Raw genomic sequence first — 22,840 nt, 5'->3', positions numbered from 1 at the left:
GCCACCAACAGAAGAGGATCTACCAATGAAACTCACCACAACCCGCCGTCAACTGATGGTCGGCGCTGCGGCCACGCTGGCCCTGCCGGCTTATGTCCGCCGCGTGAATGCACAATCAGCGACCCGAGTCGCCGGCGTGCATATGTCTCCGGTTGAAAACGCATGGAACAGCCGTATCCATGTGGCGATGCAGGAGGCTGCCGATGCTGGTCTGATCGAGTATGAGTTCTCAGAGGGTGTGGCTCCGACTGACTATCCCCGCGCGATGCGTGAATATGCCGAAGGTGGTGCGCAAATCATTTGGGGTGAGTCCTACGCCGTGGAACGCGAAGCACGCGAAGTGGCGGGTGATTACCCCGACACTGCGTTTCTGATGGGGTCTTCCGGCGGGCCGGAAGGTGACAACTTTGGTGTCTTTGGGACCCGCAATCACGAGGCAGCCTATCTGGCCGGGATGCTCGCGGGCCAAATGTCAGAAAGCAACGTTTATGGCTCGGTCGGTGGCTATCCGATCCCCGAGGTGAACCTGCTGATTAACGCTTTCCGCATGGGTGTGAGTGAAGTGAACCCGGACGCCACATTCGTCAATGGCTTTATAGGTGCGTGGTTTGATCCGGCCCGTGCGCAGGAAGCTGCGATTGCCCAGATCGATGCGGGTGCGGACATTCTGTTTGGCGAACGCATTGGTACTGCGGATGCGGCCCAAGCGCGAGGTGTGAAGGCCATCGGTTCGCTTATCGATTATACGCCGCGCTACCCAGGCACGGTCTTTGCCAATGCGATCTGGAACTACGGTCCTACCATTGAGGCAATCGTGGCTGATGTTCAGGCCGGCAATCCAACCGGGCGCAATTACACGGAATATTCCTTTATGGCCCATGGCGGCAATGAGCTGATTTATGTCGCCGACGAAGTACCTGCCGACGCCATACCTGGGATGGAGGCCAAACAAGCCGCGATCCAATCCGGCGAATGGGACGTGCCGATTGACGAAAGCGAACCCTCCTGATCCCGAGGGTTTTGAGGTGACCGATGCCACGGCTCTTGCAGCTGCCATTTCGGCGGGGCAGATCGCTGCCTACGACGTGATGGAAGCCAGTCTTGCCGCCTGCTACGAACGGGCGGATATGGGGGCCGTGGTTTATCTAGACGAAGATATGGCGCGCGCCGGGGCAAAGGCGGCAGACGCATTGCCGCCAGACCAACGCGGACCACTTCACGGGGTTCCGTTCTTGGTAAAAGATCTTGGTGGTTTTGCCAAAGATCTTCCTGCGACGGCGGGGTCCTCGGCAATCCGCGCACAGGGGCGCAAACCCGAGAATGACAGCCATCTGCTGCAAGGTCTCCGCCAGACCGGGCTGATCCCGTTCGGCCTGACCGCAACACCTCCGTTTGGCCTATCCCTGACATGCGAGCCTGATGGTATGGCTGCGACTTGCAACCCATGGAATTCCTCGCTGACGCCCGGTGGTTCATCCGGTGGTGCCGCGGCGGCAGTTGCTGCGGGAATCGTTGCCATTGCGCATGCCACGGATGCAGCCGGATCTATCAGGGTACCCGCTGCTTGCTGTGGATTGACCGGACTCAAGCCTTCTCGTGGTGCGGTGCCCGGTGGCCCTGATTTTGCCAATCACCTGATGGGGATCGCGTCTGAATTGGTCCTGGCGCGGTCAGTACGCGATGTGAAGACCGCCTTTGACGCGGTAGCCCAGCCCATGGCCCCGGTCCATCTGCCGGAACGCCCCCGTGTCGCAGTGGCATTGCCAGAGCGTTGCGGAGCAGTCCAGTGCCAGGCCGCGAAAGCTGCTGCAGACGCGCTGCGCGATTCAGGTTGTGAGGTGTATGAAGTTCGCGCCCCCGACCGGCTGGGGACCGAAGCTCATGCAATTGCGCGAACCATACTGGCTGTTTCGTTGGCCGAGTGGCTGACAGCGCTCAGGATCCCCGATGATAAGATTCCACCGCTTGCCGCGGCCATGGCTGCCGAGGGTCGGGCAACACCCGCCACAGCGCTTTTTGCGGCCTCACGACAGCTCGCACGTCTGACAAATCGCGCTAACAAACTTTTCAGGTCTGCTGATGCCATCCTGATGCCGGTCCTTTCGTCTGCGCCGCCCGTAGTTGGTGCTTTGGACCTGTCTGGTACTGCTCCCGATAAACACATGGCGCAGCTGGAGGCTTTTGCCCCAAACGCGGCAATTGCCAATGTCGCGGGCCTGCCTGCTTTGGCGTTGCCTTTTGGCATGGCTAACGGCTTGCCGCTTGGTGTTCAGCTGGTCGGTCCAACCGGCGCTGATTTCGCGTTGCTGAAACTTGGTGCATTGATCGAGGCCCGCGCGCCCGCAATTCCTTTTCCGCACCCAATCGCAGGATTGCCCGCATGACTAAAGTTCTGGAACTACACGGCATTACCAAGCGTTTTGGTGCGCTTACTGCAAATGACGATGTGACCCTCACACTGGAGGAAGGGGAAATCCTTGCGCTGTTGGGTGAAAATGGTGCGGGTAAGACGACGCTGATGAATATCCTGTTCGGCCATTACGCAGCCGACGAAGGCTCGGTCAGGGTATTTGGAAAAGAGCTGCCCCCGGGCCTGCCGCGCGCAGCGATCGAGGTGGGTGTGGGGATGGTACACCAGCACTTTACGCTTGCGGGCAACCTCTCGGTTCTGGAAAACGTTATGCTTGGTTCCGAACCCTTGACGCGCGCACGTTCTGCCCGGAGTGAGGCGCGCAAGAAATTGTTGCAAATCGCAGAGCGGTTCGGCCTGCCCGTGAACCCCGAAGCCAAGGTCAGGTCACTGTCCGTGGGTGAGCGCCAGCGCGTCGAAATTCTCAAAGCGCTCTATCGCGACGCGCGCATACTGATCTTGGATGAACCTACAGCCGTTCTGGCCCGGCCCGAGGCGATGCGCCTGTTCGAGACACTGCGCGATATGACGAAAGTGGGCCTCTCGCTTATCTTCATTAGCCACAAGCTGCATGAGGTCATGGCAGCTTCTGACCGTGTTGTGGTGCTTCGTGGCGGTAAGTTGGTCGCAGAACGCAATACACCTGAAACCACACCTGAAGAATTGGCGGAACTGATGGTTGGCCGCAAGGTGGAACGGCCTGTACGTCATGACCACGAGATCGGCGCACCGGTTCTGGTTGCTAACAATGTGCGCGTGGAAGAGGGCGGTGAGGTACGGCTGGATGAAGTGTCATTCACCGTCCATGCTGGTGAGATCCTCGGTATCGTCGGTGTTTCAGGCAATGGGCAGGCCTCGCTTGGTGGATTGCTGTCTGGGTTGGTTCACCCAATTGCCGGAAGATTGACACTGCTGGACGAAGATATCGGCCATCTGGGGCCGCGCGGCATGATCCGCGCTGGCGCAGGTCGGGTGCCGGAAGACCGGCACGCAGAAGGTGTCGTGGGTGAGTTGAGCCTGTGGGAAAACGTGGTGCTTGAACGGCTGCGCACACCGGAATTTTCGCGTAGGGGCTTCGTTCGGCAACGCGCGGCCCGCGAATACACTTCGGGCTTGATCGAACGTTTCGATATCCGAGGCGCCGCTCCTGATACGCGAACGCGGCTATTGTCCGGGGGTAATATGCAAAAGCTGATCCTTGGTCGGGTCCTGACCAACGGGCCGCGCTTTGTGCTCGCAAACCAGCCGACGCGAGGTCTTGATGAAGGGGCAATTGCTTCGGTTCATGCCGAGCTTTTGGCAGCACGGGCCGAAGGTGCCGCGATCCTGCTCATCTCGGAAGAACTGGAAGAAGCTGTGGCCCTGTCAGACCGAATACAGGCTATCGTAAAAGGTCGCTTTTCAGAACCGATATCGGCTGATGAAGCCGACCCACAACGCCTTGGCCTAATGATGGCAGGTGTCTGGAAGGAAAATGATGATGCGGCTTGAACGACGCTCGCACGTGCCGCTGCACCTTGCGATCATTGCGCCACTGGCCGCGATCTTAACTGCATTGCTTTTGGCCGCGGGTCTCATCGCTGCTGCTGACGTAAATCCGCTAACGGCTTATGGCGAAATGGTGAATGGCGCATTTGGCTCGCGCCTTTCCATCGCCGAGATGCTGACCCGCGCTACTCCGCTTGTCTTTACGGGGCTTGCCGCAGCTGTCGCCTTCCGAGCGCGGCTTTGGAACATCGGGGGCGAGGGACAGTTCTTTGTTGGGGCGCTGATCACCGCTTGGATAGGTCATTCACTCGAGGTTCCAGGGTGGATCGGTTTTCCGATCTTGATGTTGGCAGGCATGGCGGCGGGAGCGGCCCTGTTGGCAGGACCTGCCTTTTTACGCTTGCGCTTCGGCGTAGATGAGGTGGTGACAACCCTGCTGCTCAACTTCATCGTGATCCTTTTCGTTGGCCTCATGATTGAGGGTCCTATGCGCGATCCGCTGGCCTTTGGGTGGCCCTCCTCGGTGCCCGTAGACGGGGATTACCGCCTTCCGGATCTGATCCCCCGTACACGTCTTCATATCGGGCTGCTTGTTGCTATTGCTGCAGCAGGTGCTGTTTGGCTGATCCTTGCGCGTACTGTTTTTGGTGCTGAAACACGTGCAGCAGGCTTAAACGCCAGTGCCGCTGCCTTTGCCGGAATTTCTTTGCCCCAAACGATCATGGGTGTAGCCCTGCTTTCGGGCGCTTTGGCAGGGCTTGCCGGGTCTGTCGAAGTCATGGGGGTCACTGCGGGTGTCACCACCACTATGAGCCCCGGATTTGGTTATGCAGGCATTGTCGTCGCGATGCTCGCTGCTTTGCATCCGGCTGGAGTGGTCGCTGCCGCTGTTTTCGTCGCTACCGTCTTTGTCGGGGCCGACGCCATGAGCCGTGCGACGGGTGTTCCCAGTTTCATTGCCGATGTGATTGTGGCGCTGTGCCTACTCACCATGATCGTGGCCCTTCTTTTCACAACCTACCGGGTGCGCCGATGAGTGATGCAATTGATCTGCTGCTGAATACCAGTCTTTGGGCTTCCGTGCTGCGTATTGCGACACCGCTCATATTTGGTGTTCTTGGCGCGTTGCTTTGCGAACGTTCGGGCGTGCTCAATCTGGGAATCGAGGGGATCATGACCATGGGGGCGATGAGCGGTTGGCTTGTCGTTTACATGGGCGCACCATTGCTTGTAGGCCTCATTTTTGCAGCGGTTTGCGGCGCGATGATGGGATTGCTTCATGCCATACTGACAGTTCCACTTGGGCTTTCGCAACACGTCTCAGGGCTGGGCATAACGTTGTTTGCATCCGCTTTAGCCTATTACCTGTACAGGTTGCTTGTTGAGGTAGGAGATCTTCCCCCCACGATCGAGGCTTTTAAGCCGCTCGATATTCCGGTCCTGTCAGATATTCCCGTTTTGGGACCGATCCTGTTTTCCCAAGCTTTGCCGACCTATCTGGCGCTCACTGCGGTGGCTGTGATGGCCTATGTTCTTGCCCGCACGCCGTTGGGGTTGGCCATTCGTATGACCGGTGAGAACCCTCATGCGGTTGAGGCGCAGGGGCTGAACCCGATCCGTATCCGTATCGGCGCAGTTGTTGTCGGGTCGGCTTTGATGGCGGTGGGCGGGGCCTTCCTGACCACAACGGCGTTCAACAGCTTTTTCCCGGGCATGGTGCAGGGGCGCGGTTGGATCTGCATTGCATTGGTAGTCTTCGCTGGCTGGCGGCCCGGTAAGGCTCTGATTGGCGCGATGTTGTTCGCTTTCTTCGATGCATACCAACTGCGATTGCAGACAACGGTTGAGGGTGTGCCATATCAGTTGTTCCTTATGGCGCCGTATGTACTTTCGATCGTTGCGCTCGTCCTTGTCGCCCGCAGAGCCGAAGTACCCGCAGCGTTGATGGCACCCTATCGACGCGGTGAACGTTAGTGGCATTCGTTCGCTCATATTGGCCAGCACCAACGAAATTCCAGGGAAAAGTATTTGTTCAAGGTGATCATGAAAAACTGGATATTCGATATTTGACCGAATTCCGGAGACCTCCGAGCGCGCGATATAACGTTTCAGGCGGATGCGAAGTTTGCAGAAGTTCGCTTTCGCCCACTCCTCTGTCTACAACCACTTCAACCAGGAAAGATCGTTAGCAAGCAGAGACACCTTCAAGCTGTCTCGCACCGCCGCTCTTAGCGAATGGCGTCAACTTTGTTCCGGATAGGTTCGCGGTTTCTTAGGCAAACTGAGACTGGTTCGAATTCGTCTGACAGCACCGTCTAGATCAAGAGTGTTGTCTACGCGACCTCTATTTTCGACTACGTGTGCGTTGCCATGCCAATGTTTAATCCCAAAGGTTTGATCGATGAAGATGTATATGCGGTGATAGTGAAGGACTGTCGACCCTAAACCCAGTACACCCTAAAACACGGAAAATACTAAACTAAGGTTCTCCTTGTTTCCTCAATACGTCTCCTCATACAAACGGCAGCGAGCATCCGTTTCCAATTCTGCAGTTCTTGTAATCTCAGACTGTTTATGTGTGCGATAGACCTGCGCAAAACCGTCCGGGAACCAACCTGTTGCCACTGGGTTGCTCGCGTAGCGGTCCAGCGCCTCTTCTAAGGTTTGCGGCAGTCGCACGATGCCCTTTTCGGCCAATTCAGAGGCGTTCAGAAGCGATAAATCATCTTCTGTCGGGGTCGGCGCAGCCAAGCCTTCTTCGATGCCTTGTGCTCCGGCGAAAACAATAGCTGCCAATGCCAGGTGGGGCGAGGCTGCCGCGTCGGCAGCACGGTATTCGATATTGAATTGCCGAGCGATTGAGGTCGGATCCTTGACCGTCATAGGGCAAATCCGCAACGACGCCTCGCGGTCGTGGAATCCCAGATTGTTGAAAGCAGCAGACCAACGATGTGGTGTCAGGCGTTCATACGAGATCACCGAAGGCGCAGTCAGGGCCAAAATCGCATCCAGATACTTCAGAATTCCGGCAGCGAAAGCACTCGTCAGGTCCGACATGCCGCACGGCCCATCTTTGGCGTAGGTCAGCGGCGCGCCCTGATCATCCACAAAGCTCATGTGGATATGGACTCCGTTACCAACGCTCGCGACATCGCGAATAGGGGTATAGGTGGCCCGCTCGCCATAGGCCTGCGCAGTCGCATAGGTCAGTTCGCGCACCATGACGGCCGCGTCCGCCGCGCGCACCCCCAGTTCGGGGCCGATGACGACCTCATATTGGTTTGGGCCATATTCCTTCATGATCGAATCCGGTTTCAGACCGACCTGAGAAATCGCGTTGATCAAAGTCTCACACAGATCACGCTGCAGGCCAAAGCCCCGGTGGCCATAGGCTTCGTTGGCCTGAGTTGGCGGATCTTTCAACTGGAACTCATGCTCGAAGGCGGCCAGCAAATTTGCTCCTGAGACCTCGTGCAGCCGCTCCAGCGCTGCCCTCAAGAGACTGCGCGTGCAGAAGTCCCACGGGTCTCCGTCCAGCGTGACGATATCGCCCATAAGAAAGTGCAGACCAGAGTCTTCGCCGAATTCGACCTTTGCCTCGGCCGTGGCGTCCGGGATCAGAAGAAGATCGCCCAGCGCGCCAAATGGGCTTTCAGCAATTCCGTCAAAACAGTTGATCTGAACGTTGGTGGGTGTCCACCCGACCCCGCGCTGCAACCGCTTGTTCAGTTGATCCGCCGGAAAGGCCTTGCCCCGCAATTTCCCGGCAAGGTCTGAGGTGGCGACAAACATCAAGGGGGTTTTGGGCATCATGGGTTAGGGTCCTGATTGTGGGATCGCATGGCATCCCAGGCTTCGATGCGGGATTTCGTCTGATCCCAGTTGTCTTCGGCGACGCGGGTCACCAGCGCCTCGGTGACGGCAAGGGCCGCTGTGTACGTATCCCAGAGCGTGCCGCTTTCGATCGGAACTGGCAAGATTTCTGCCGCATGTCGGGATATGGGCGACAACCATTTGTCTGTCATGAGGACAACGCGAACCCCTCGATCCTGCGCGGCTGTCGCGGCCAATCGCGCCAATGCAGGTTGGTAACGGCGAAAATCGACCAGAAACAGGATATCCGCAGGCTTCATCCGTAGCAGGTATTCCGGCCAGACCTCATTGTTGGCCGGAAGATGATACACGCCGCTGCGGGTTTGGCGCAGGTGAAAAGACAAATGCTGCGCGATGGTGTCACTGATCCGACCGCCCAATATATAGACATCGCTCTTAGGTTGGCTCAGTACCGAGCATATACGCTGAAACTGCGCCTCGGTGATACCTTCTGCCGACAGCGCCATCTGAGACGAGGCCCGCGCGATGAAGTCGCGTAAGAACCCGCCATCGACACTGCGCCCTTCGCCGTGCAGATCGGTGGGTGAGCGTTGGCCCTCTTTCAATTCAGACAACAGAGCCCGCTGGAATTCCTGATAGCCCCCCAATCCGATCTTGGTAACAAACCGAGAGATCGACGGGGCCGAGACCTCGGCGCGCCGGGCGAGTTCCTGGATCGTGACCAGACCCGCATAGGGGTAGTCGCTCAGCAAAGCAGCGGCCAGCTTGCGCTCGCTCGCGGTCATGCGTTCAGCCTTCGCTTCAATTCTCTGCCTAACAAGCAAACGGCACCTCCTGATCTGAATGGATCGCATGGAATAAAAATTTCAGTCAATCTATTTTTTATTGACTCTGAAAAAACTTGTTCTCTAACGTAGGCCGCATGAAGACATCAGCCGCAACCCAAGAACTGCTGGTCACCGGGGATCCCGCCCCGGTAGAATGGGTGAATCGTGACAGTGATGCGAAGATCGCGCTGCTCTGCGAACACGCCGGGCGCGCGATCCCACAAAAGCTAGGCGATCTGGGTGTCTCGGAAGAGGTGCAAGCCAGTCATCGCGGTTGGGATATCGGGGCCGAGGCCGTGGCCCGGCAATTGGCTGACCGGCTACGGGCCCCATTGATCTTGCAGCGCTATTCCCGGCTTGTGATTGATTGCAACCGCCCGATCGAGGCCCCGGATTCAATTCCGCCAAAGAGCTTTGGAGAGCAGATCCCTGCCAATCTGAACTTGACCACTGCGGATCGCACGGCGCGTCAGCGCGAGATCATGGCTCCTCTGAACGGTGCCATTGAACATATGTTGGACCGGGCGCCGCGCGTGCTTGCGGTGTCGATCCATTCCTTCGCCGCACAGGTCGATGGTGAGACGCGACCTTGGCACGCTGGATTTTTAACCCGCGTTGACCCGACCACGGGACAAGCCGCTATCGACCATATCTCGGCCCTACGTCCCGAACTGCACATGGCGTTAAACCAGCCCTATCAGATCGACAGTGAAAGCGACTGGTTCATACCGCGTTTCGCCGAACCGCGCGGACTGGCGCATTCGCTGGTCGAAATCCGCAATGACCTGATCCGCGATGCAAAAGGCGTCGAGGATTGGGCGCAGCTTCTCTCCGAGGCCTTTACCCGGATATTGGAGACCAAGACGTGACCTTGACCCGCAATGTTCCACTGATCCCGTCGCAATCCGCGCTGTTGTTCATTGACGTGCAGAATTATTCGGCGCATCGCGAAGGTGCCGAATTCAAGGACCTTCCCGAAGCTGAATTCAACGAGAAATACGGCTGGTTCTTCGACCAACTGGACGCCCGCGTGATCCCGAACATGCAGGCCATACAAACTGCCTGCCGCGCCGCCGGTGTCGAGGTCATGTATACCAATATCGAAAGCCTGACACTCGACGGGCGCGACCGGTCGTTGGACTACAAAATTACGGGGTTTCATGTTCCCAAGGGCAGCTGGGATGGAATGGTCATTGACCAGATCGCGCCCCAAAGGGATGAGATCGTGCTGCCGAAGACGTCCTCGTCGGTTTTTGTGTCCACGCATGTTGACTATATCCTGCGCAACCTTGGAGTCCGTCAGATCGTTTTGTCCGGTCTTTTGACGGACCAATGCGTGGAAAGCGCCATCAGGGACGCGTGTGATCTGGGCTACCTTGTCACTCAGGTCGAAGATGCCTGCCTAACCCACACGCAGGATCGGCACGATAATTCTCTGCGTGCGATCAAGGGCTATTGCCGACAGATCACCACAAAGGAACTGGTCGAGGAACTGGCCGGTGCTTGAACTGAACGGCATCACCAAGACTTTTGGGGGGGTCCACGCCGTCGAGGATGTGACCATGTCCGTCGCTCCAGGCGAGGTGCGTGGTCTGATCGGCCCCAATGGTGCGGGCAAGACAACGCTGGTCAACCTGATCTCTGGTCTGCTGACCCATTCGGCAGGAAGCCTGTTGCTGGATGGCGAGCCGCTGGACCACCTCCGCGCCCACGAACGCGCGGCGCGCGGCGTGGCGCGGACGTTTCAGAACCTGCGGGTCTTTCCAAGCCTCAGCGTCGCGCAGAACATCGACGTCGCCCGCTATTCCGGCCGGGGCGCTGAAATCGTCGAGGCCGCGATCCCGGAGTTCGGTCTTTCGGACAAGCTCAACCAGAACGCCGGGTCGTTGGCATATGGTCAACTCCGGCGGTTAGAGATCGTTCGCGCGCTGGCGCTGAACCCACGTGTCCTGATGTTGGACGAACCCGCCGCGGGGATGAACGAACAGGAAACGGAAGCTTTAGGCAGGTCTCTGACATGGGTTCGAACACATTCGGACAGCGCGATTTTGGTAATCGACCACGATCTGAAATTCATCATGTCGCTTTGTGACAAGATCACCGTTTTGAATATGGGCGCCATCATTGCCGAAGGCGCACCCGAAGAAATAACCAAGAACCAAGAGGTTATCGACGCTTATCTTGGCGAAACCGATGAACGTGCCGCGTGACGCAGGCGGCTTTCAACAGGAGAACAAGTATGAAAAAGTTGACCCTTACGACTCTGACCGCCATGAGCCTGGCCCTACCCGCGGTCGCCGAAGATACGATCAAGATCGGACTGGGTGTACCGATGACTGGTGATCTGGCTATCTATTCCGAATACCTGGGCGCGCGCTGCATGGCGGATATGATCAACGCCGAAGGCGGCGCAGGTGGCAAGAAGATCGAAGTTCTGGTGCAGGATTCCGCAGGCGACACGCAGGCCGCCATTTCATTGGCGCAGAAGTTTCTGGACGAAGGGGTCGTTATGCTGGGCACCACGCCGTTCTCGGACACGATGATCCCGGTGGCTCAGATCGCCCAACCTTACGGCGTTTCCATCTTCCAGCCGCAATCCACGCAGGTCGAGATGCACGCGGGCATCGTCGACAACTTCTTTACTGGCGTCTCACCTGATCCATTCACGGCAACGGCGGCTGCGAACCACGCGCTCAGCGAAGGGGTTAAGAACGTGGTTCTGCTGACCTCGGACGAAGGCGGGTCATGGTCCGCGCGTACCCCGCTGTGGTTCGGTCAAGTGATCGAAGAGGGCGGCGGCAAGGTGCTGGCCAAGATGAATTTCAGCTTTGGCACATCGGACTGGTCGCCTCAGATCGCGGACATGAAAGCACTGGGTGAAGAGATCGATGCCGTTTATATTTCGTCGATCATGCCTGATATCGGTGTACTCGTGCGGCAGCTGCGCAGCGCTGGTATCGACGCCTGGGTGGTCGGCTCGGATGGGTTTGACGATCCATCCCTGGATGCAGTCGCGGCTGATGATCCTGCGATCCTCGACAAGGTTTTCTTTGCCACGCTGGCCCCCAGCCATAACGAAAGCGCCGTGGTTAAGTTCATGGCCGATTGCAAGGAGTTGGGCCACGACGTCCCCGGTTTGTTCCCGGCCACCGGTGCCGACACGGTCAAGGCCGTTGCCTGGGCGGTTGAAACCTCGGGCAGCAGTGACCCGGCGGTGATTGCAGAAACGATCCGCACAGCGGAGTCGATCCCCGTTCTGACAGTCGACAGCATTTCGTTCAAGGACACGAAAACCTATGCCCAACGCACGATCCCTGTGATTGGCTACAAAGATGGCAAGCGGGTTCTGATCTCGAACGAAATTCCCGAAAACACACCGAAAGACTGGAACTGAGCCAAAAGACGGGGGCGGTTCCAGCCCCCGTTTCCAATCCCATGCTGAATGTTGAAAACCTGATAGTTTCTCACGGTCCGATCGAGGCCGTGCACGGCATCTCTTTCGCCGTGGAGAAGGGCCGCTGCGTGTCCTTGCTGGGCCCCAATGGGGCGGGCAAGACCTCGACCATCTCGGCGCTGATGGGGGTGGTCAAGTCCTCGGGCCGGATCACCTTTGACGGGGCCGATATCTCTTCGCTGCCTGTGGAAGCACGCGTGCAGGCGGGCATGTCCGTGGCCCCCGAAGGACGCCGCATCTTCTCGAACCTGAGCGTCGAGGAAAACCTGGTTCTGGGCGGTGCCACGCGTTCTGACCGCGCGGCCAAAGACGCCGACATCGCCCACTGGCTTGAGATCTTTCCTATCCTTGGCGAACGCAAAGACCAACCCGCAGGCACCTTGTCGGGCGGTGAGCAGCAGATGCTGGCCATTTCCCGCGCCTTGATGACACGACCAAAAATCCTGCTGCTGGACGAACCCAGCCTGGGTCTGGCCCCCAAAATCGTAAGCCAGATCTTCCAGATGATCGAACAGCTGAAAGCACAGGGAATGACGATCCTGCTGGTTGAACAGAACGCAACGCAGGCGTTGCGCCTGTCGGACTACACCTACCTACTAAACAACGGGCGGATCGTGGCCGAGGGCACGAAAGAAACACTGGGCCAGAGTAGCGCGCTTATGGCGGAACTGACGGGGATCGCCTGACATGGAATATGTGGCCCAGCAGATGATGAACGCGCTCGCTTTTGGTGCGGAATATGCGCTGATTGCACTCGGCCTGGCGATTGTCTTTTCGATCATGGGGCTGGTGAACTTTGCCCATGGTGAGGTGATCGCGGTTGGCGGTTACACGATGGTGGCCTTTGCTGCGCTGGCGTTGAACAACCCGTTTATCGTCATAGGCGGAGCTATCGCGGCTGCGATCCTGATGTCCTTGCTTTTAGAGCGTGTGGCGTTCCGACCCGTGCGATACGCAGATTCGACAACCGGCCTGCTGACCGCCTTTGGTGTCTCAATCATTCTTCAGAACGTGTTTCTGCTTGCGGTCTCACCACGCCCTGTGGCTGTGACGTCGCTTTATTTCCTAGACTGGCCCGTCCAGCTTTTGGGCGTTCAGGTATCTTCCCTTCAAGTGTTCGAGGCGGTGACAACGGTGCTGGTGATCGTCGGGCTGATGCTGTTTCTCAAGCGCACGACACTGGGTCTGGCAATGCGCGCCGCCTCGCTGGATTTTGAGATGGTCCGCATGGTCGGCGTCAGATCCAACAAGGTGTTTGCGGTGGCCTTCATGGTGTCGGGCCTTCTGGCTGGGCTGGCCTGTATTTTCATCATGGCGCGGCGTGGGTCGGTTGATCCGCATCTGGGGTTTAACCCAGTCCTCAAGGCCTTCGTGGCCTGCGTTGTCGGAGGATTCGGCAGCCTGCCCGGAGCTGTGCTGGGAGGCTTTCTTCTCGGCGCGATTGAGGTTGCCATGCTGGTCCTGCTACCGCAGGAATATGGCGGTATGAAAGACGCTTTTGTGTTTGGAATCATCGCCCTTGTCCTGGTCTGGAGGCCTGATGGCATCCTGTCGCCTCCGACTGAGAAAGGGGACAAGATATGATCCTGAATCCCAGTCAAAAACGAGGGCTGGTAGGCGCTGCGATCCTGACCGCCGTATTGATCGCGATTGGGCTGATCGTGACGTATTTCGGCTCTCGCTATCAGCTCCGGCTGGTCTACAGCGCCTACGTGAACCTTTTGGTTGTTCTGGCCATGCAGGTGTTCATGGGCAATGCGCGCCTGACCAACCTCAGCCACAGTGCCTTCATGGGGATCGGTGCCTATGTGGCCGCAATTTGCGTAACACCGGTGACGGTCAAATCCATCTCTTTGCCGGATGCGCCTTGGGGGTTGAATGCCTTCTCGCTGGATCCGGTCAGCTCGGCCCTACTTGCCATTGCGATCACCGCCGTTCTGGCCCTGATCGTCGGACTATTTGTCGTGCGCCTAACAGGGTCCGGCGTGACCATCTTTTCCCTTGCCGTACTGGTCATCGTGCATTCTGTATTCCTGTACCGCACCGACATTTTCAAAGGGAACCAGGCGTTTTTCGGCATTCCACAGGTGTTTTCACTGACGTCTATCGTGATCTTGTCAGTGTTCGTTGTGTTCATCGTGCGCCTGTTTCGCGAAAGCCGTTGGGGTATCCAGCTGCGTGCCTGTGCCGATGACGAGGTCGGTGCCGCCGCAATGGGTGTGAACATTCGCAGGTTGCGCCTGATTGCCTGGGTCCTGTCAGCCATCCTGCTTGCGGTCGCCGGGATTGCTTACGCCTATTTCCTTGGCACGATTAGCGCGCGGCCCTTCTATTTCAACCACGTCTTCCTGACACTCGCCATGCTGATCCTTGGGGGAATGAGAACGGTCACAGGTGCGGTTCTGGGCACGCTTCTGATCTCGTTCGGGTTGGAATGCGTGCGCTGGCTGGAAACTGGCCCAGTCGTCTTGGGTATAGACCTGCCCGAAGTGCTTGGCCTGTCAGGCATTGCGTTGGGAACGGTCATCGTACTGACTATGGCCCTGCGCCCCGGAGGGATCATGGGTGATCAAGAAATCGAAGACCTGGTTCTAAAAAAACAGGAGTAAGTCATGGGTTGCAACCACACTATTCACAAACACAACCATCATTTCGGCTGGGACAACTCCATCGAACCCGTTCTGAGCGTCGACCCCGGCGAGACCGTCGAGGTCGAAACCATAGACAGCTCGGGCGGGCAGTTGAACGCTTCCTCGACAGTGGCCGATCTGGATACGCTGTCCTTCGACGCGGTCAACCCGGTCACAGGGCCAATCCACATCAAGGGAGCCCAGCCCGGCGATACGGTTGCTGTGACCTTCCTGGATTTCAAACCCTCGGGCTGGGGCTGGACCGCCAACATCCCCGGCTTTGGCCTGCTGACCGATCAGTTTCCCGAGGCGGCCCTGCATATCTGGAATTATGACACCAATGCGATGACACCCACCCTGTTTGGCCCGGGCGGGAAGGTGCCGCTGAAGCCGTTCGTCGGTACAATCGGGTTGGCGCTGGCCGAGCCGGGTCTACATTCTGTCGTTCCGCCGCGTCGGGTGGGCGGCAATCTGGACATCCGCGACAATTGCGTGGGCACAACGCTATACCTGCCGGTGGAAGTGGCTGGTGGGATGCTGTCGTTGGGAGATACCCATGCCGCGCAAGGTGATGGAGAGATTTGCGGCACTGCCATTGAAAGCCCAATGGACGTGGCACTTAAGGTCGACCTCATCAAAGGCGAAAACCTACCTTTCCCAAGATTTGAAACCAATGGCCCCGTCACTCGCCATTTCGATGCTGCCGGGTACAAGGCGACAACCGGCATCGGCGAGGACCTGATGCAAGCTGCTCGCGATGCGGTCTCGGGAATGGTCGATTGGATCGCGGCCACGACGGGGATGTCTGCGCTCGACGCCTATATGCTCTGCTCGGTGTGCGGCGATCTCCGGATCAGTGAGATCGTGGATATTCCGAACTGGACAGTGTCGTTCTACTTTCCGAAATCCGTTTTAGACTAAAGAATGAAACGACTGTTAGACCCTGCTCTGGGTCCGTGCTTGAGCCTAGGCGATGTATGAAACTACCGGTTCCGAAGAAAATCTGCACGCGCATGTTCCGATCGAATTTCCCGGAAGTTTAGGGATCGAAAACGATTGATGTTGGTAAAAAACTCTACCTACTACACCTTGTGTTTACGGCGATAGACCCCAAATCCGTCACTCCGCTGCGTCCCTCTTTTTGGCACAATTCAGCCGCCAGCCAGATGGCTTGAGCCTTTGTTTCTCAAGGACGCATTTGAAAAGATAGCCGCTTCTGGGTCAGAAATGCTTGACGATTGGGTCAGAATTGAATGACGTGATTGACCGATTTATTGAGGTTTTGGCTGTCGATTGAGTCGAATATAAGTGACGTTCCACACTTTTGTTGAACGTCAGGCGACTTTGACTTTCGCGTCATAAACTGACCTAACAACCCCTTGTCATAAGCCCGCAGACTGTTTCGTTTGATCTGACTTCAGCTAGCATATCAAAGTCCGGCCGTCAGCAGAGGTGCAAAAACAGTTCAGCGCTGACGTTCGATTGGATCTTTGTTAATTGCTGCTTTGCGGACAAAGCCGGGGGTGTGTCGACCGCCAAACGCAGATCACATGGTAATCGTCGATCGCATTGTGGGCAAAACAGCTACCGGATTACTGTATCAAATATGCGTTCGCCCTGTTCGTCAATCACCTGCTTTGCCTTGGTGATGCTGAAGCTCTCAGCCTGATCTCGGCTTTCAAAGACATCCGCCCGGATCACTGCATGAGTTTTGCGATCTCCGTCGATGGTCTTTTCGATACGGGCCGAAAGGCGATACTTGCCACCTTCAGCAATCAGGTCGGGGAAGATATCGAATCCTTTGTATCCGACCGGCTCAGGATCCGATTTTTCGCCGCCGCCGAAGAGTTTTGTAAAGATTGACACGGACCGCCTCCTTTCAGCGTTGCTCAGATCAGAGACTAACGCTGCTCGGGACGGGGTTGAAGCGCGCTGTGTGGTTGATTCACCGGTTTCTCGATCCAATTGTACTCTCGCGGCCAACCCGAAGCACCTAGAGCACCCAGTCATTGCAGGAATCAAGCAGGATTTGTCTGCGAGACAGCCACCATTTGCGAAGATCCCTCTGATCGATCAGCACTCAATCAGAAGGCGGTTCACATAAAACCCATTCAAAGATGACCACAGTTTGTTGTGGCGCCGCCAGTCATCCAATGGTTGCGAAAACCTGCCAATTGATGCGCTGGTTATTGATAACTGGGATACGCAACAAGAGGGGCAAGGAAAAGATTTTGCATGCCAACTTTGTCAAAAATGCCGTGGTGAATTTCGTTTTCAGTTAGCCTGCAAACAAAAACATAATGTAACATTCAGACAAATGCGAAAATGATAGTAGTGCTTTCGGTTTCTCCAATCGGCTTTGGGCATCGATAACTTGGCCTCTTCATCCCAGGGATTAACTCGCTTTCGAAACCTCTAAACCTCCCCCTTTCACAAGCAGATCCACAATTTTGTCGACCCCGATTCTGTGGCGAAGTGACGAGAACAAGAAAGGCCGTCCTTTACGCATCATTTTCGCATCACGTTCCATAACTTGCAGCGAAGCGCCAACGTGCGGCGCAAGGTCGGTCTTGTTGATTACAAGGATGTCCGATTTCGTAATCGCCGGCCCGCCTTTCCTGGGGATTTCTTCGCCTGCGGCGACATCAATCACGTAGATGGTCAGATCCGCCAGTTCCGGGCTGAACGTGGCCGATAGATTGTCGCCTCCGCTTTCAATCAAAACAACGTCGAGATCCGGATGACGTGTCTGCATTTCCGCGACAGCGGCCAAATTGATCGAGGCGTCTTCGCGAATTGCTGTATGCGGGCAACCACCCGTTTCGACGCCGATGATCCTGTCCTGCGGCAGGACCTGCATGCGCATTAGCGCTTCAGCATCTTCCTGCGTATAAATGTCGTTGGTAATAACGCCCACCGAGCAGACATCGCGCAACGCCTCAGACAAGGCGGCGGTTAAAGTGGTTTTTCCAGCGCCTACCGGACCACCAATACCTACGCGAAGCGGGCCGTTCATACTCGTCATGTGCGGAATATCCTCGAATATTGTGTTTCGTGTTTCATGGACGCGATGTCCACCAAAAACGTGGTAGAGCTTAACTCGTCCAAACTTGCCTTTTGTGCTCTTTCAGCAATCTGGGAACACAGCGGCGTCAGCCGGCGGATCAGCCTTTGAGCATCAGTCTGTCCCAGTGGCACAAGGCGCGTCGCACATGCGACAAGGTTGCTTGCGAATGCTTGCAGAAACATCTTGGTCGTCAGCAGCAATGGAAGGTTTTGTAGTCTTGCGGCCCGTCCAATCGAGACAGGGTAAGTGAACCGCTTAAGGTTCAATTCCCAGACACCTTTGGTGACATTTCCGAAGGCCTGTCCCAGCAAATCGGTTTCCATGAGCCTTTCGGATGTCGCGCAAAAGGCCCGTGCCGTGACATCGACGTTGATCAGTTCTTCTTTGTCCCGCGCATTGAAGGCGGCCACGACGAACAGAACATCATTCCACCCAGAGCCATATTCCAGCACATCTGAAATCCAGGCTTCGGTATCCTGAGAATTCGCGACAGTTCCCCGGTCAATCGCTGCCTCAAGCCCGTGAGAGTAGGCAAACCCCCCCACAGGATAGGCGGGTGACAACCATTGGGTCAGTGTCAGGACATCGGCGTCAGTGGGTGTGGCCATGGGTCCTGCCGTGGCCATAGGCCCCGCCTTCGGGGGTAAACGGCTCGTGCACCTTTCGCACGGTAGCCCCGATTTTGAGAAGCATATCTCGGATAACGTGATCGACCTGGATTAACAGGCGATCCATTTCGATCTGACAAGGCGTATGGCGATTGCCGATATGCCATGCGATGCGCGTCAGGTCCGGGGCTTTTACTTCCAGCAACGCTTCGGGTGCAGCCTGTATTTCCACTTCGCGACCATCGTCCAGAACCAACGCGCCGCCGTGGTTCAATGAGGTCGTTTGTGCCAGATCGATGAGGATCTGCTCGCCACTTTCACATGTAAGAACCTTGCGGCGCAAAAAGCGGTCATCATAAGTCAAAGACAAGCAGTCTGTCGGATCGCCGTGTGTGTGATCCGAATATTGGCGTGCAGTGCAGAGCAGGGCGGTCATACCATCGCCTCCTCTGCAACGGAAACGATCAGAGCCAGATCGAATCCGCAAAGACCCGGTGCACGATCCGTTCGCGCGTCAGACCACGGTTTTTCAGCTCTTCGTCGCTGAGCGATTGCAGAAATTCGACTTGTCTGACACGCGATTGGGCTTGGGCCACGCTGATCAAAGCCGAGTTGATGGATGACCCGATGGATGCGATCAGACCGGGCAGCGAAAAGCGTGAGTTTGTCTGTGTTGCTGAGTGTGCCATTTGAACCCTCGTAAACGGTGGTCCTCCCATGGGGTCTAATATTTGTCATGTCGGCCTCACTTAGTAGAGCGTGTTTGGTCATTTCTGCCTTGCATGTGCCGCAACGCAGCACACTTTTTGATCAGAATAAAAAGTATCGCTGTGCCATGGGCAGCGTTTCGGCGGGTTGGCAGGTTAGCAGTTCACCATCTGCCCGGACCTCGTAGGTTTCCGGGTCAACTTCGACTTGCGGCGTCATGTTGTTCAGCAGAAGATTCTGCTTGCCAATTTCTCGTGTGTTTTGGACGGCGACGGTCTGTTTTGCCAATCCCAGTGTATCACCGATCCCATCCGCATAGGCGGCCTGCGAGACAAATGTGATCGCCGAGTTTTCCACCGACCGTCCGTAAGCGCCAAACATTGGGCGACTGTAAACCGGCTGCGGAGTAGGGATTGACGCGTTGGGATCGCCCATTTGCGCGCAGGCTATGGTGCCGCCCAGCAGAACCATCTCGGGCTTCACACCGAAAAAGGCCGGGCTCCAAAGGACAAGGTCAGCGCGTTTGCCTTCTTCAATACTACCAATCTCGTGGCTCAGGCCATGTGCAATGGCCGGGTTGATGGTGTATTTCGCAATATAGCGGCGGACGCGAAAGTTGTCGTTCTCACCGGTTTCCTCGGGCAGACGCCCGCGCTGTTTCTTCATCTTGTCCGCGGTTTGCCACGTGCGGATCAAAACCTCTCCGACCCGACCCATGGCCTGGCTGTCAGACGCGATAATGCTGAATGCGCCCATGTCATGCAGGATATCCTCGGCCGCAATCGTCTCGCGCCGGATACGGCTTTCGGCAAAGGCCACGTCCTCGGGGATGGATTTGTCGAGGTGGTGACAGACCATCAGCATATCCAGATGTTCCTCGACCGTGTTCACGGTGAAGGGCCGCGTCGGGTTCGTCGAAGACGGCAGAACGTGGTTCTCGCCGCAGATCTTGATGATATCCGGGGCGTGGCCACCGCCCGCACCTTCGGTGTGGAAGGCGTGGATTGTGCGACCCTTTATGGCCGCCACGGTGTTTTCGACAAAGCCTGATTCATTGAGTGTGTCGGTGTGGATCATAACCTGTACATCCATCGCGTCTGCCACCGACAGGCAGCAGTCGATGGCGGCAGGGGTGGTGCCCCAATCCTCGTGCAGCTTCAGAGCGCAGGCACCGGCTTTGACCTGCTCTTCAAGAGCTGCGGGCAGCGAGGCATTGCCCTTGCCTGCAAACGCTAGATTCATCGGAAAAGCATCAGCCGCTTGCATCATCCGCCCGATATGCCATGGGCCAGGGGTGCAGGTGGTCGCCAACGTTCCATGCGCCGGACCGGTGCCGCCACCCAGCATAGTGGTCAAGCCGGAATGCAACGCGTCTTCGATCTGTTGCGGGCAAATGAAGTGGATATGACTGTCGAACCCACCTGCGGTCAGAATGCGACCTTCGCCTGCAATGATCTCGGTACCGGGACCGATGATGATGTCCACGCCGGGTTGAGTGTCGGGGTTCCCGGCCTTGCCGATCCTGGCGATACGCCCGTCTTTCAACCCCACATCCGCTTTGTAGATGCCGGAGTGATCGACGATCAGCGCGTTGGTGATCACCGTATCCACCGCCCCTTCGGCTCGCGTGAACTGAGATTGCCCCATCCCATCACGAATGACTTTGCCACCGCCGAACTTGACCTCTTCCCCGTAAACGTCTTCGCGGTGGCCGGTTTCGCTGAAACGGGCTGCCGTTGCGCGCTCAACAATCAGATCTTTCTCGACCTCGATTATCAGATCCGTATCTGCCAATCGTACTTTGTCGCCGACCGTGGGGCCGAACATGGAGGCATAGTCACTCCGGCTGATCTTGCCCGGCATCTTTCAAAGCCCCCATGATGTGCATATTGAAACCGTAGATGTGACGGCGCCCGTCATATGGCACCAGAATAACCTCGCGAGTCTGACCCGGCTCAAATCGCACGGCGGTACCTGCAGGGATGTCTAATCGCATCCCCAAGGCTGCATAGCGATCGAAATCCAAGGCGGAGTTCGCTTCGGCGAAATGGTAATGGCTTCCGACCTGCACGGGTCGATCACCGGTATTGGCGACAACAACAAGACGACTGCTGCGTCCTGCGTTGAGCGTCAGTGAACCCTCGGCGGGTATGATCTCACCGGGGGTCATTTTGGCAGCTTCATTATCACCGTGATGGCGATGACCGCGATCAATGCTAGCCCTGCTGCAAGCAGGGCATAGTCACTGCTATGAGCGTGAACATGGGTGTCCGAATGGGCCACGGCCGGACTAGCCAGAATAAGAGCGGGAAACAGCATGCGGTACATGGGAAACTCCTCTGAAGTTTAACGAATAGGGTTATGAACAGTCACAAGCTTGGTGCCGTCCGGGAAAGTGGCTTCGACCTGCACCTCGTGGATCATCTCGGGCACGCCTTCCATGCATTGGTCGCGGGTGATCACTTCAGCCCCGGACTGCATCATGTCGGCGACTGAACGACCGTCGCGCGCGCCCTCGACCACGGCGTCGGTGATCAGGGCGATAGCCTCGGGGTGGTTCAGTTTGACGCCGCGGTCCAGCCGTTTGCGGGCGACCTCGGCGGCCATGGCGACCAGCAGTTTGTCTTTTTCACGAGGTGTCAGGTTCATGTCAGAGCATCCAGCATCGGGGGAGGGTGTCTTTGTTCAGTTTGCGAAGAACCGGAATTAACGTCCGGCGAAGGGTAAAGCTGTTTTCGGCCAGAACCCGCGTGACGAGCAGGTCACTGCCGAGCAGGGTCGCCCCGGCGTCCTCGGGCAGCAATTGGCGAACAGAATCCAGATGACCCTCCGCTGCCTTCGACGCAAAGACGATCAGCGCCATCGCACCCGCGTCGTTCGCAATATGCGGCCGGGACAAATGCTTGTGCCAGTCACCAGAGAATCGAATCGCATCCAAAAACACTGGCGTCCCTGCGCGCCGAATCTCAATCCGGTCGCGCAAACGAATGTTGGTCAGCGTCTCACCCATGGCGGCGCGACCGAAGATCAGCGGCTCGACCATCAGCATCTCGGCATCCGGTGCAATATCAATCCTGAGGCGTCGATCCAATGCGCTGCCATTGAACAGAATGGTCTCTTGCGGCAACCAGTTCAAACGGGCCCCAGCCCCGGCCGTCAAAAGATTGGTAATCTGGCCACATTCGGCGGGTTGGGCCTTATAGGCCCGCTCGCAGGCTTGAGTTGTCAAGGTCAGCGCCGTACCTTCCGCAGCCTTGCCAGAAAATCGGAACGAATCCCCTCCGGTTACGCCGCCTGCAGTATTTAGAAGAACCGCATCAAGATCAGGCGTCGTGGTTCTGGGAAACAGGCATTTAAATGACCCGGACTGGCGAAACGTGTCCAGCACCGTCTTTTTGCCCAGCTTCTTGGTGCTCAGGCTGACGGCACCTGCAGCACGTGGCGGCACTGCGCCGTGCGTGGGCAATATGACTGCAGCTTGTGTAATAGGGCACCTTTAGAGCGTCGGATCGTGCGACTTGTTTCTCTGTTGAGGCGCCGGAACTCTAATCTACAGTGTCGAAAACTGTATATTTCCATGTCGTGTGGCTAAATTTTAGACAGTGGTGTCAGCGCGAGATCAAAAAATGGGCACATCTCACTGATTTCCAGAATCGAGGCAAACGTACGTTGCCAAGCATGCTGCAATGCAGAAACCGTATGGGTGCCACCGCGGAAAGAATTCGTAGGGTGTGTGACGGCTGCGCGAATTGGACCTCGATCACAACCGCCACACGGAACGCAACAACAGTTGCGGGGATCAGGTAGATGAATA

25 protein-coding genes and 1 pseudogene are annotated in these 22,840 nt (G+C 57.0%); 14 read left to right on the top strand and 12 right to left on the bottom strand.

The genetic code is table 11. From position 1 onward, the window contains the following. The first annotated feature begins 25 nt into the window (after positions 1-25). The 6 genes and pseudogenes from ACR3EJ_RS19255 to ACR3EJ_RS19230 all read left to right on the top strand — a co-directional run. On the top strand, positions 26-1,009 hold the full coding sequence (locus ACR3EJ_RS19255) for a BMP family protein (protein ID WP_170472737.1): 984 nt from the start codon (positions 26-28) through the stop codon (positions 1,007-1,009). Further along, entirely contained in the window at positions 987-2,384 is a 1,398-nt protein-coding gene (locus ACR3EJ_RS19250; protein ID WP_170542741.1) for an amidase, read from the top strand. Before ACR3EJ_RS19255 ends, ACR3EJ_RS19250 begins: the two co-directional genes overlap by 23 nt. Further along, the gene (locus tag ACR3EJ_RS19245; RefSeq protein WP_170542743.1) at positions 2,381-3,901 is read left to right on the top strand and encodes an ABC transporter ATP-binding protein; all 1,521 of its coding nucleotides are present in this window, start codon (positions 2,381-2,383) and stop codon (positions 3,899-3,901) included. Before ACR3EJ_RS19250 ends, ACR3EJ_RS19245 begins: the two co-directional genes overlap by 4 nt. Further along, positions 3,891-4,934, top strand: coding sequence for an ABC transporter permease (locus ACR3EJ_RS19240; protein ID WP_170542745.1), 1,044 nt, complete (start codon positions 3,891-3,893; stop codon positions 4,932-4,934). The genes ACR3EJ_RS19245 and ACR3EJ_RS19240 overlap by 11 nt, the downstream gene beginning before the upstream one ends. Next, positions 4,931-5,872: an ABC transporter permease gene (locus tag ACR3EJ_RS19235; RefSeq protein ID WP_170542746.1), complete on the top strand. Its 942-nt coding sequence runs from the start codon at positions 4,931-4,933 to the stop codon at positions 5,870-5,872. The genes ACR3EJ_RS19240 and ACR3EJ_RS19235 overlap by 4 nt, the downstream gene beginning before the upstream one ends. Before the next feature lie 130 nt (positions 5,873-6,002). Further along, positions 6,003-6,158: pseudogene (locus ACR3EJ_RS19230) on the top strand (IS6 family transposase); the annotation flags it as partial. Positions 6,159-6,397: 239 nt separating this feature from the next. On the opposite strand, the gene ACR3EJ_RS19225 reads toward ACR3EJ_RS19230, so the two are convergent. Continuing rightward, on the bottom strand, positions 6,398-7,711 hold the full coding sequence (locus tag ACR3EJ_RS19225; RefSeq protein ID WP_375543899.1) for a type I glutamate--ammonia ligase: 1,314 nt from the start codon (positions 7,709-7,711) through the stop codon (positions 6,398-6,400). Further along, on the bottom strand, positions 7,708-8,586 hold the full coding sequence (locus tag ACR3EJ_RS19220) for a MurR/RpiR family transcriptional regulator (protein WP_170542747.1): 879 nt from the start codon (positions 8,584-8,586) through the stop codon (positions 7,708-7,710). The genes ACR3EJ_RS19225 and ACR3EJ_RS19220 overlap by 4 nt, the downstream gene beginning before the upstream one ends. A gap of 68 nt (positions 8,587-8,654) precedes the next feature. Between ACR3EJ_RS19220 and ACR3EJ_RS19215 the strand changes: the two genes are divergently transcribed. The 8 genes from ACR3EJ_RS19215 to ACR3EJ_RS19180 are packed head-to-tail and all read left to right on the top strand — an operon-like array spanning position 8,655 to position 15,564. Further along, positions 8,655-9,428: an N-formylglutamate amidohydrolase gene (locus ACR3EJ_RS19215; RefSeq protein WP_170542748.1), complete on the top strand. Its 774-nt coding sequence runs from the start codon at positions 8,655-8,657 to the stop codon at positions 9,426-9,428. Further along, on the top strand, positions 9,425-10,066 hold the full coding sequence (locus tag ACR3EJ_RS19210) for a cysteine hydrolase family protein (protein ID WP_010437438.1): 642 nt from the start codon (positions 9,425-9,427) through the stop codon (positions 10,064-10,066). Before ACR3EJ_RS19215 ends, ACR3EJ_RS19210 begins: the two co-directional genes overlap by 4 nt. Then, the gene (locus ACR3EJ_RS19205) at positions 10,059-10,769 is read left to right on the top strand and encodes an ABC transporter ATP-binding protein (RefSeq protein ID WP_170542749.1); all 711 of its coding nucleotides are present in this window, start codon (positions 10,059-10,061) and stop codon (positions 10,767-10,769) included. Before ACR3EJ_RS19210 ends, ACR3EJ_RS19205 begins: the two co-directional genes overlap by 8 nt. Before the next feature lie 29 nt (positions 10,770-10,798). Beyond that, positions 10,799-11,953, top strand: a complete 1,155-nt coding sequence (locus ACR3EJ_RS19200; RefSeq protein WP_170542751.1) for an ABC transporter substrate-binding protein — start codon at positions 10,799-10,801, stop codon at positions 11,951-11,953. Between the two features lie 41 nt (positions 11,954-11,994). After that, positions 11,995-12,699 carry an ABC transporter ATP-binding protein gene (locus tag ACR3EJ_RS19195; RefSeq protein ID WP_170542752.1) on the top strand — a complete coding sequence of 235 codons (705 nt, stop codon included), beginning with the start codon at positions 11,995-11,997 and terminating at the stop codon, positions 12,697-12,699. A gap of 1 nt (position 12,700) precedes the next feature. Then, a complete protein-coding gene (locus ACR3EJ_RS19190) occupies positions 12,701-13,597 on the top strand; it encodes a branched-chain amino acid ABC transporter permease (RefSeq protein WP_170542754.1) in 897 nt (298 codons plus the stop codon). Further along, a complete protein-coding gene (locus ACR3EJ_RS19185; protein ID WP_170542756.1) occupies positions 13,594-14,622 on the top strand; it encodes a branched-chain amino acid ABC transporter permease in 1,029 nt (342 codons plus the stop codon). Before ACR3EJ_RS19190 ends, ACR3EJ_RS19185 begins: the two co-directional genes overlap by 4 nt. A gap of 3 nt (positions 14,623-14,625) precedes the next feature. Then, complete coding sequence (locus ACR3EJ_RS19180; protein ID WP_170542758.1) at positions 14,626-15,564, top strand: acetamidase/formamidase family protein; 939 nt, start codon at positions 14,626-14,628, stop codon at positions 15,562-15,564. A gap of 663 nt (positions 15,565-16,227) precedes the next feature. Here ACR3EJ_RS19180 and ACR3EJ_RS19175 read toward each other — a convergent pair. The 10 genes from ACR3EJ_RS19175 to ACR3EJ_RS19130 all read right to left on the bottom strand — a co-directional run bounded on the left by ACR3EJ_RS19175 (position 16,228) and on the right by ACR3EJ_RS19130 (position 22,492). Then, positions 16,228-16,509 (bottom strand): HlyU family transcriptional regulator, encoded by a 282-nt coding sequence (locus tag ACR3EJ_RS19175; RefSeq protein ID WP_170542760.1) that lies wholly within the window; start codon positions 16,507-16,509, stop codon positions 16,228-16,230. A gap of 529 nt (positions 16,510-17,038) precedes the next feature. Continuing rightward, a complete protein-coding gene (ureG, locus tag ACR3EJ_RS19170) occupies positions 17,039-17,668 on the bottom strand; it encodes an urease accessory protein UreG (protein WP_170542762.1) in 630 nt (209 codons plus the stop codon). Then, complete coding sequence (locus ACR3EJ_RS19165) at positions 17,665-18,318, bottom strand: urease accessory protein UreF (protein WP_170542764.1); 654 nt, start codon at positions 18,316-18,318, stop codon at positions 17,665-17,667. The genes ureG and ACR3EJ_RS19165 overlap by 4 nt, the downstream gene beginning before the upstream one ends. After that, positions 18,302-18,754, bottom strand: a complete 453-nt coding sequence (gene ureE, locus ACR3EJ_RS19160; protein ID WP_170542766.1) for an urease accessory protein UreE — start codon at positions 18,752-18,754, stop codon at positions 18,302-18,304. The genes ACR3EJ_RS19165 and ureE overlap by 17 nt, the downstream gene beginning before the upstream one ends. Positions 18,755-18,782: 28 nt before the next feature. Continuing rightward, positions 18,783-19,007, bottom strand: coding sequence for a hypothetical protein (locus ACR3EJ_RS19155; RefSeq protein ID WP_170542768.1), 225 nt, complete (start codon positions 19,005-19,007; stop codon positions 18,783-18,785). 121 nt (positions 19,008-19,128) lie between these two features. Further along, entirely contained in the window at positions 19,129-20,889 is a 1,761-nt protein-coding gene (ureC, locus tag ACR3EJ_RS19150; RefSeq protein ID WP_170542770.1) for an urease subunit alpha, read from the bottom strand. Continuing rightward, complete coding sequence (locus ACR3EJ_RS19145) at positions 20,864-21,196, bottom strand: urease subunit beta (RefSeq protein WP_010437454.1); 333 nt, start codon at positions 21,194-21,196, stop codon at positions 20,864-20,866. The genes ureC and ACR3EJ_RS19145 overlap by 26 nt, the downstream gene beginning before the upstream one ends. Then, positions 21,193-21,354, bottom strand: a complete 162-nt coding sequence (locus ACR3EJ_RS19140; protein ID WP_010437456.1) for a hypothetical protein — start codon at positions 21,352-21,354, stop codon at positions 21,193-21,195. The genes ACR3EJ_RS19145 and ACR3EJ_RS19140 overlap by 4 nt, the downstream gene beginning before the upstream one ends. An 18-nt stretch (positions 21,355-21,372) precedes the next feature. After that, entirely contained in the window at positions 21,373-21,675 is a 303-nt protein-coding gene (locus ACR3EJ_RS19135) for an urease subunit gamma (protein WP_010437457.1), read from the bottom strand. Between the two features lies 1 nt (position 21,676). After that, positions 21,677-22,492: an urease accessory protein UreD gene (locus ACR3EJ_RS19130; RefSeq protein ID WP_480423270.1), complete on the bottom strand. Its 816-nt coding sequence runs from the start codon at positions 22,490-22,492 to the stop codon at positions 21,677-21,679. Positions 22,493-22,840: the final 348 nt, after the last annotated feature.

Source organism: Ruegeria sp. AB11, assembly GCF_056536325.1.
Note: the sequence above shows the minus strand (reverse complement) of the source record. Positions and strands in the feature narration are given on the sequence as shown.

Bases quoted from the DNA above. Each gene is read 5' to 3' on its own strand.
- ACR3EJ_RS19185 (WP_170542756.1), top strand. From the start codon at position 13,594: ATGATCCTGAATCCCAGTCAAAAACGAGGGCTGGTAGGCGCTGCGATC.
- ACR3EJ_RS19145 (WP_010437454.1), bottom strand. From the start codon at position 21,196: ATGACCCCCGGTGAGATCATACCCGCCGAGGGTTCACTGACGCTCAAC.
- ACR3EJ_RS19135 (WP_010437457.1), bottom strand. From the start codon at position 21,675: ATGAACCTGACACCTCGTGAAAAAGACAAACTGCTGGTCGCCATGGCC.
- ACR3EJ_RS19140 (WP_010437456.1), bottom strand. From the start codon at position 21,354: ATGTACCGCATGCTGTTTCCCGCTCTTATTCTGGCTAGTCCGGCCGTG.
- ACR3EJ_RS19165 (WP_170542764.1), bottom strand. From the start codon at position 18,318: ATGGCCACACCCACTGACGCCGATGTCCTGACACTGACCCAATGGTTG.
- ureE (WP_170542766.1), bottom strand. From the start codon at position 18,754: ATGACCGCCCTGCTCTGCACTGCACGCCAATATTCGGATCACACACAC.
- ACR3EJ_RS19190 (WP_170542754.1), top strand. From the start codon at position 12,701: ATGGAATATGTGGCCCAGCAGATGATGAACGCGCTCGCTTTTGGTGCG.
- ACR3EJ_RS19220 (WP_170542747.1), bottom strand. From the start codon at position 8,586: ATGCGATCCATTCAGATCAGGAGGTGCCGTTTGCTTGTTAGGCAGAGA.
- ACR3EJ_RS19255 (WP_170472737.1), top strand. From the start codon at position 26: ATGAAACTCACCACAACCCGCCGTCAACTGATGGTCGGCGCTGCGGCC.
- ACR3EJ_RS19215 (WP_170542748.1), top strand. From the start codon at position 8,655: ATGAAGACATCAGCCGCAACCCAAGAACTGCTGGTCACCGGGGATCCC.
- ACR3EJ_RS19240 (WP_170542745.1), top strand. From the start codon at position 3,891: ATGCGGCTTGAACGACGCTCGCACGTGCCGCTGCACCTTGCGATCATT.
- ACR3EJ_RS19245 (WP_170542743.1), top strand. From the start codon at position 2,381: ATGACTAAAGTTCTGGAACTACACGGCATTACCAAGCGTTTTGGTGCG.
- ureC (WP_170542770.1), bottom strand. From the start codon at position 20,889: ATGCCGGGCAAGATCAGCCGGAGTGACTATGCCTCCATGTTCGGCCCC.
- ACR3EJ_RS19195 (WP_170542752.1), top strand. From the start codon at position 11,995: ATGCTGAATGTTGAAAACCTGATAGTTTCTCACGGTCCGATCGAGGCC.
- ACR3EJ_RS19235 (WP_170542746.1), top strand. From the start codon at position 4,931: ATGAGTGATGCAATTGATCTGCTGCTGAATACCAGTCTTTGGGCTTCC.
- ACR3EJ_RS19180 (WP_170542758.1), top strand. From the start codon at position 14,626: ATGGGTTGCAACCACACTATTCACAAACACAACCATCATTTCGGCTGG.
- ureG (WP_170542762.1), bottom strand. From the start codon at position 17,668: ATGACGAGTATGAACGGCCCGCTTCGCGTAGGTATTGGTGGTCCGGTA.
- ACR3EJ_RS19225 (WP_375543899.1), bottom strand. From the start codon at position 7,711: ATGATGCCCAAAACCCCCTTGATGTTTGTCGCCACCTCAGACCTTGCC.
- ACR3EJ_RS19155 (WP_170542768.1), bottom strand. From the start codon at position 19,007: ATGGCACACTCAGCAACACAGACAAACTCACGCTTTTCGCTGCCCGGT.
- ACR3EJ_RS19200 (WP_170542751.1), top strand. From the start codon at position 10,799: ATGAAAAAGTTGACCCTTACGACTCTGACCGCCATGAGCCTGGCCCTA.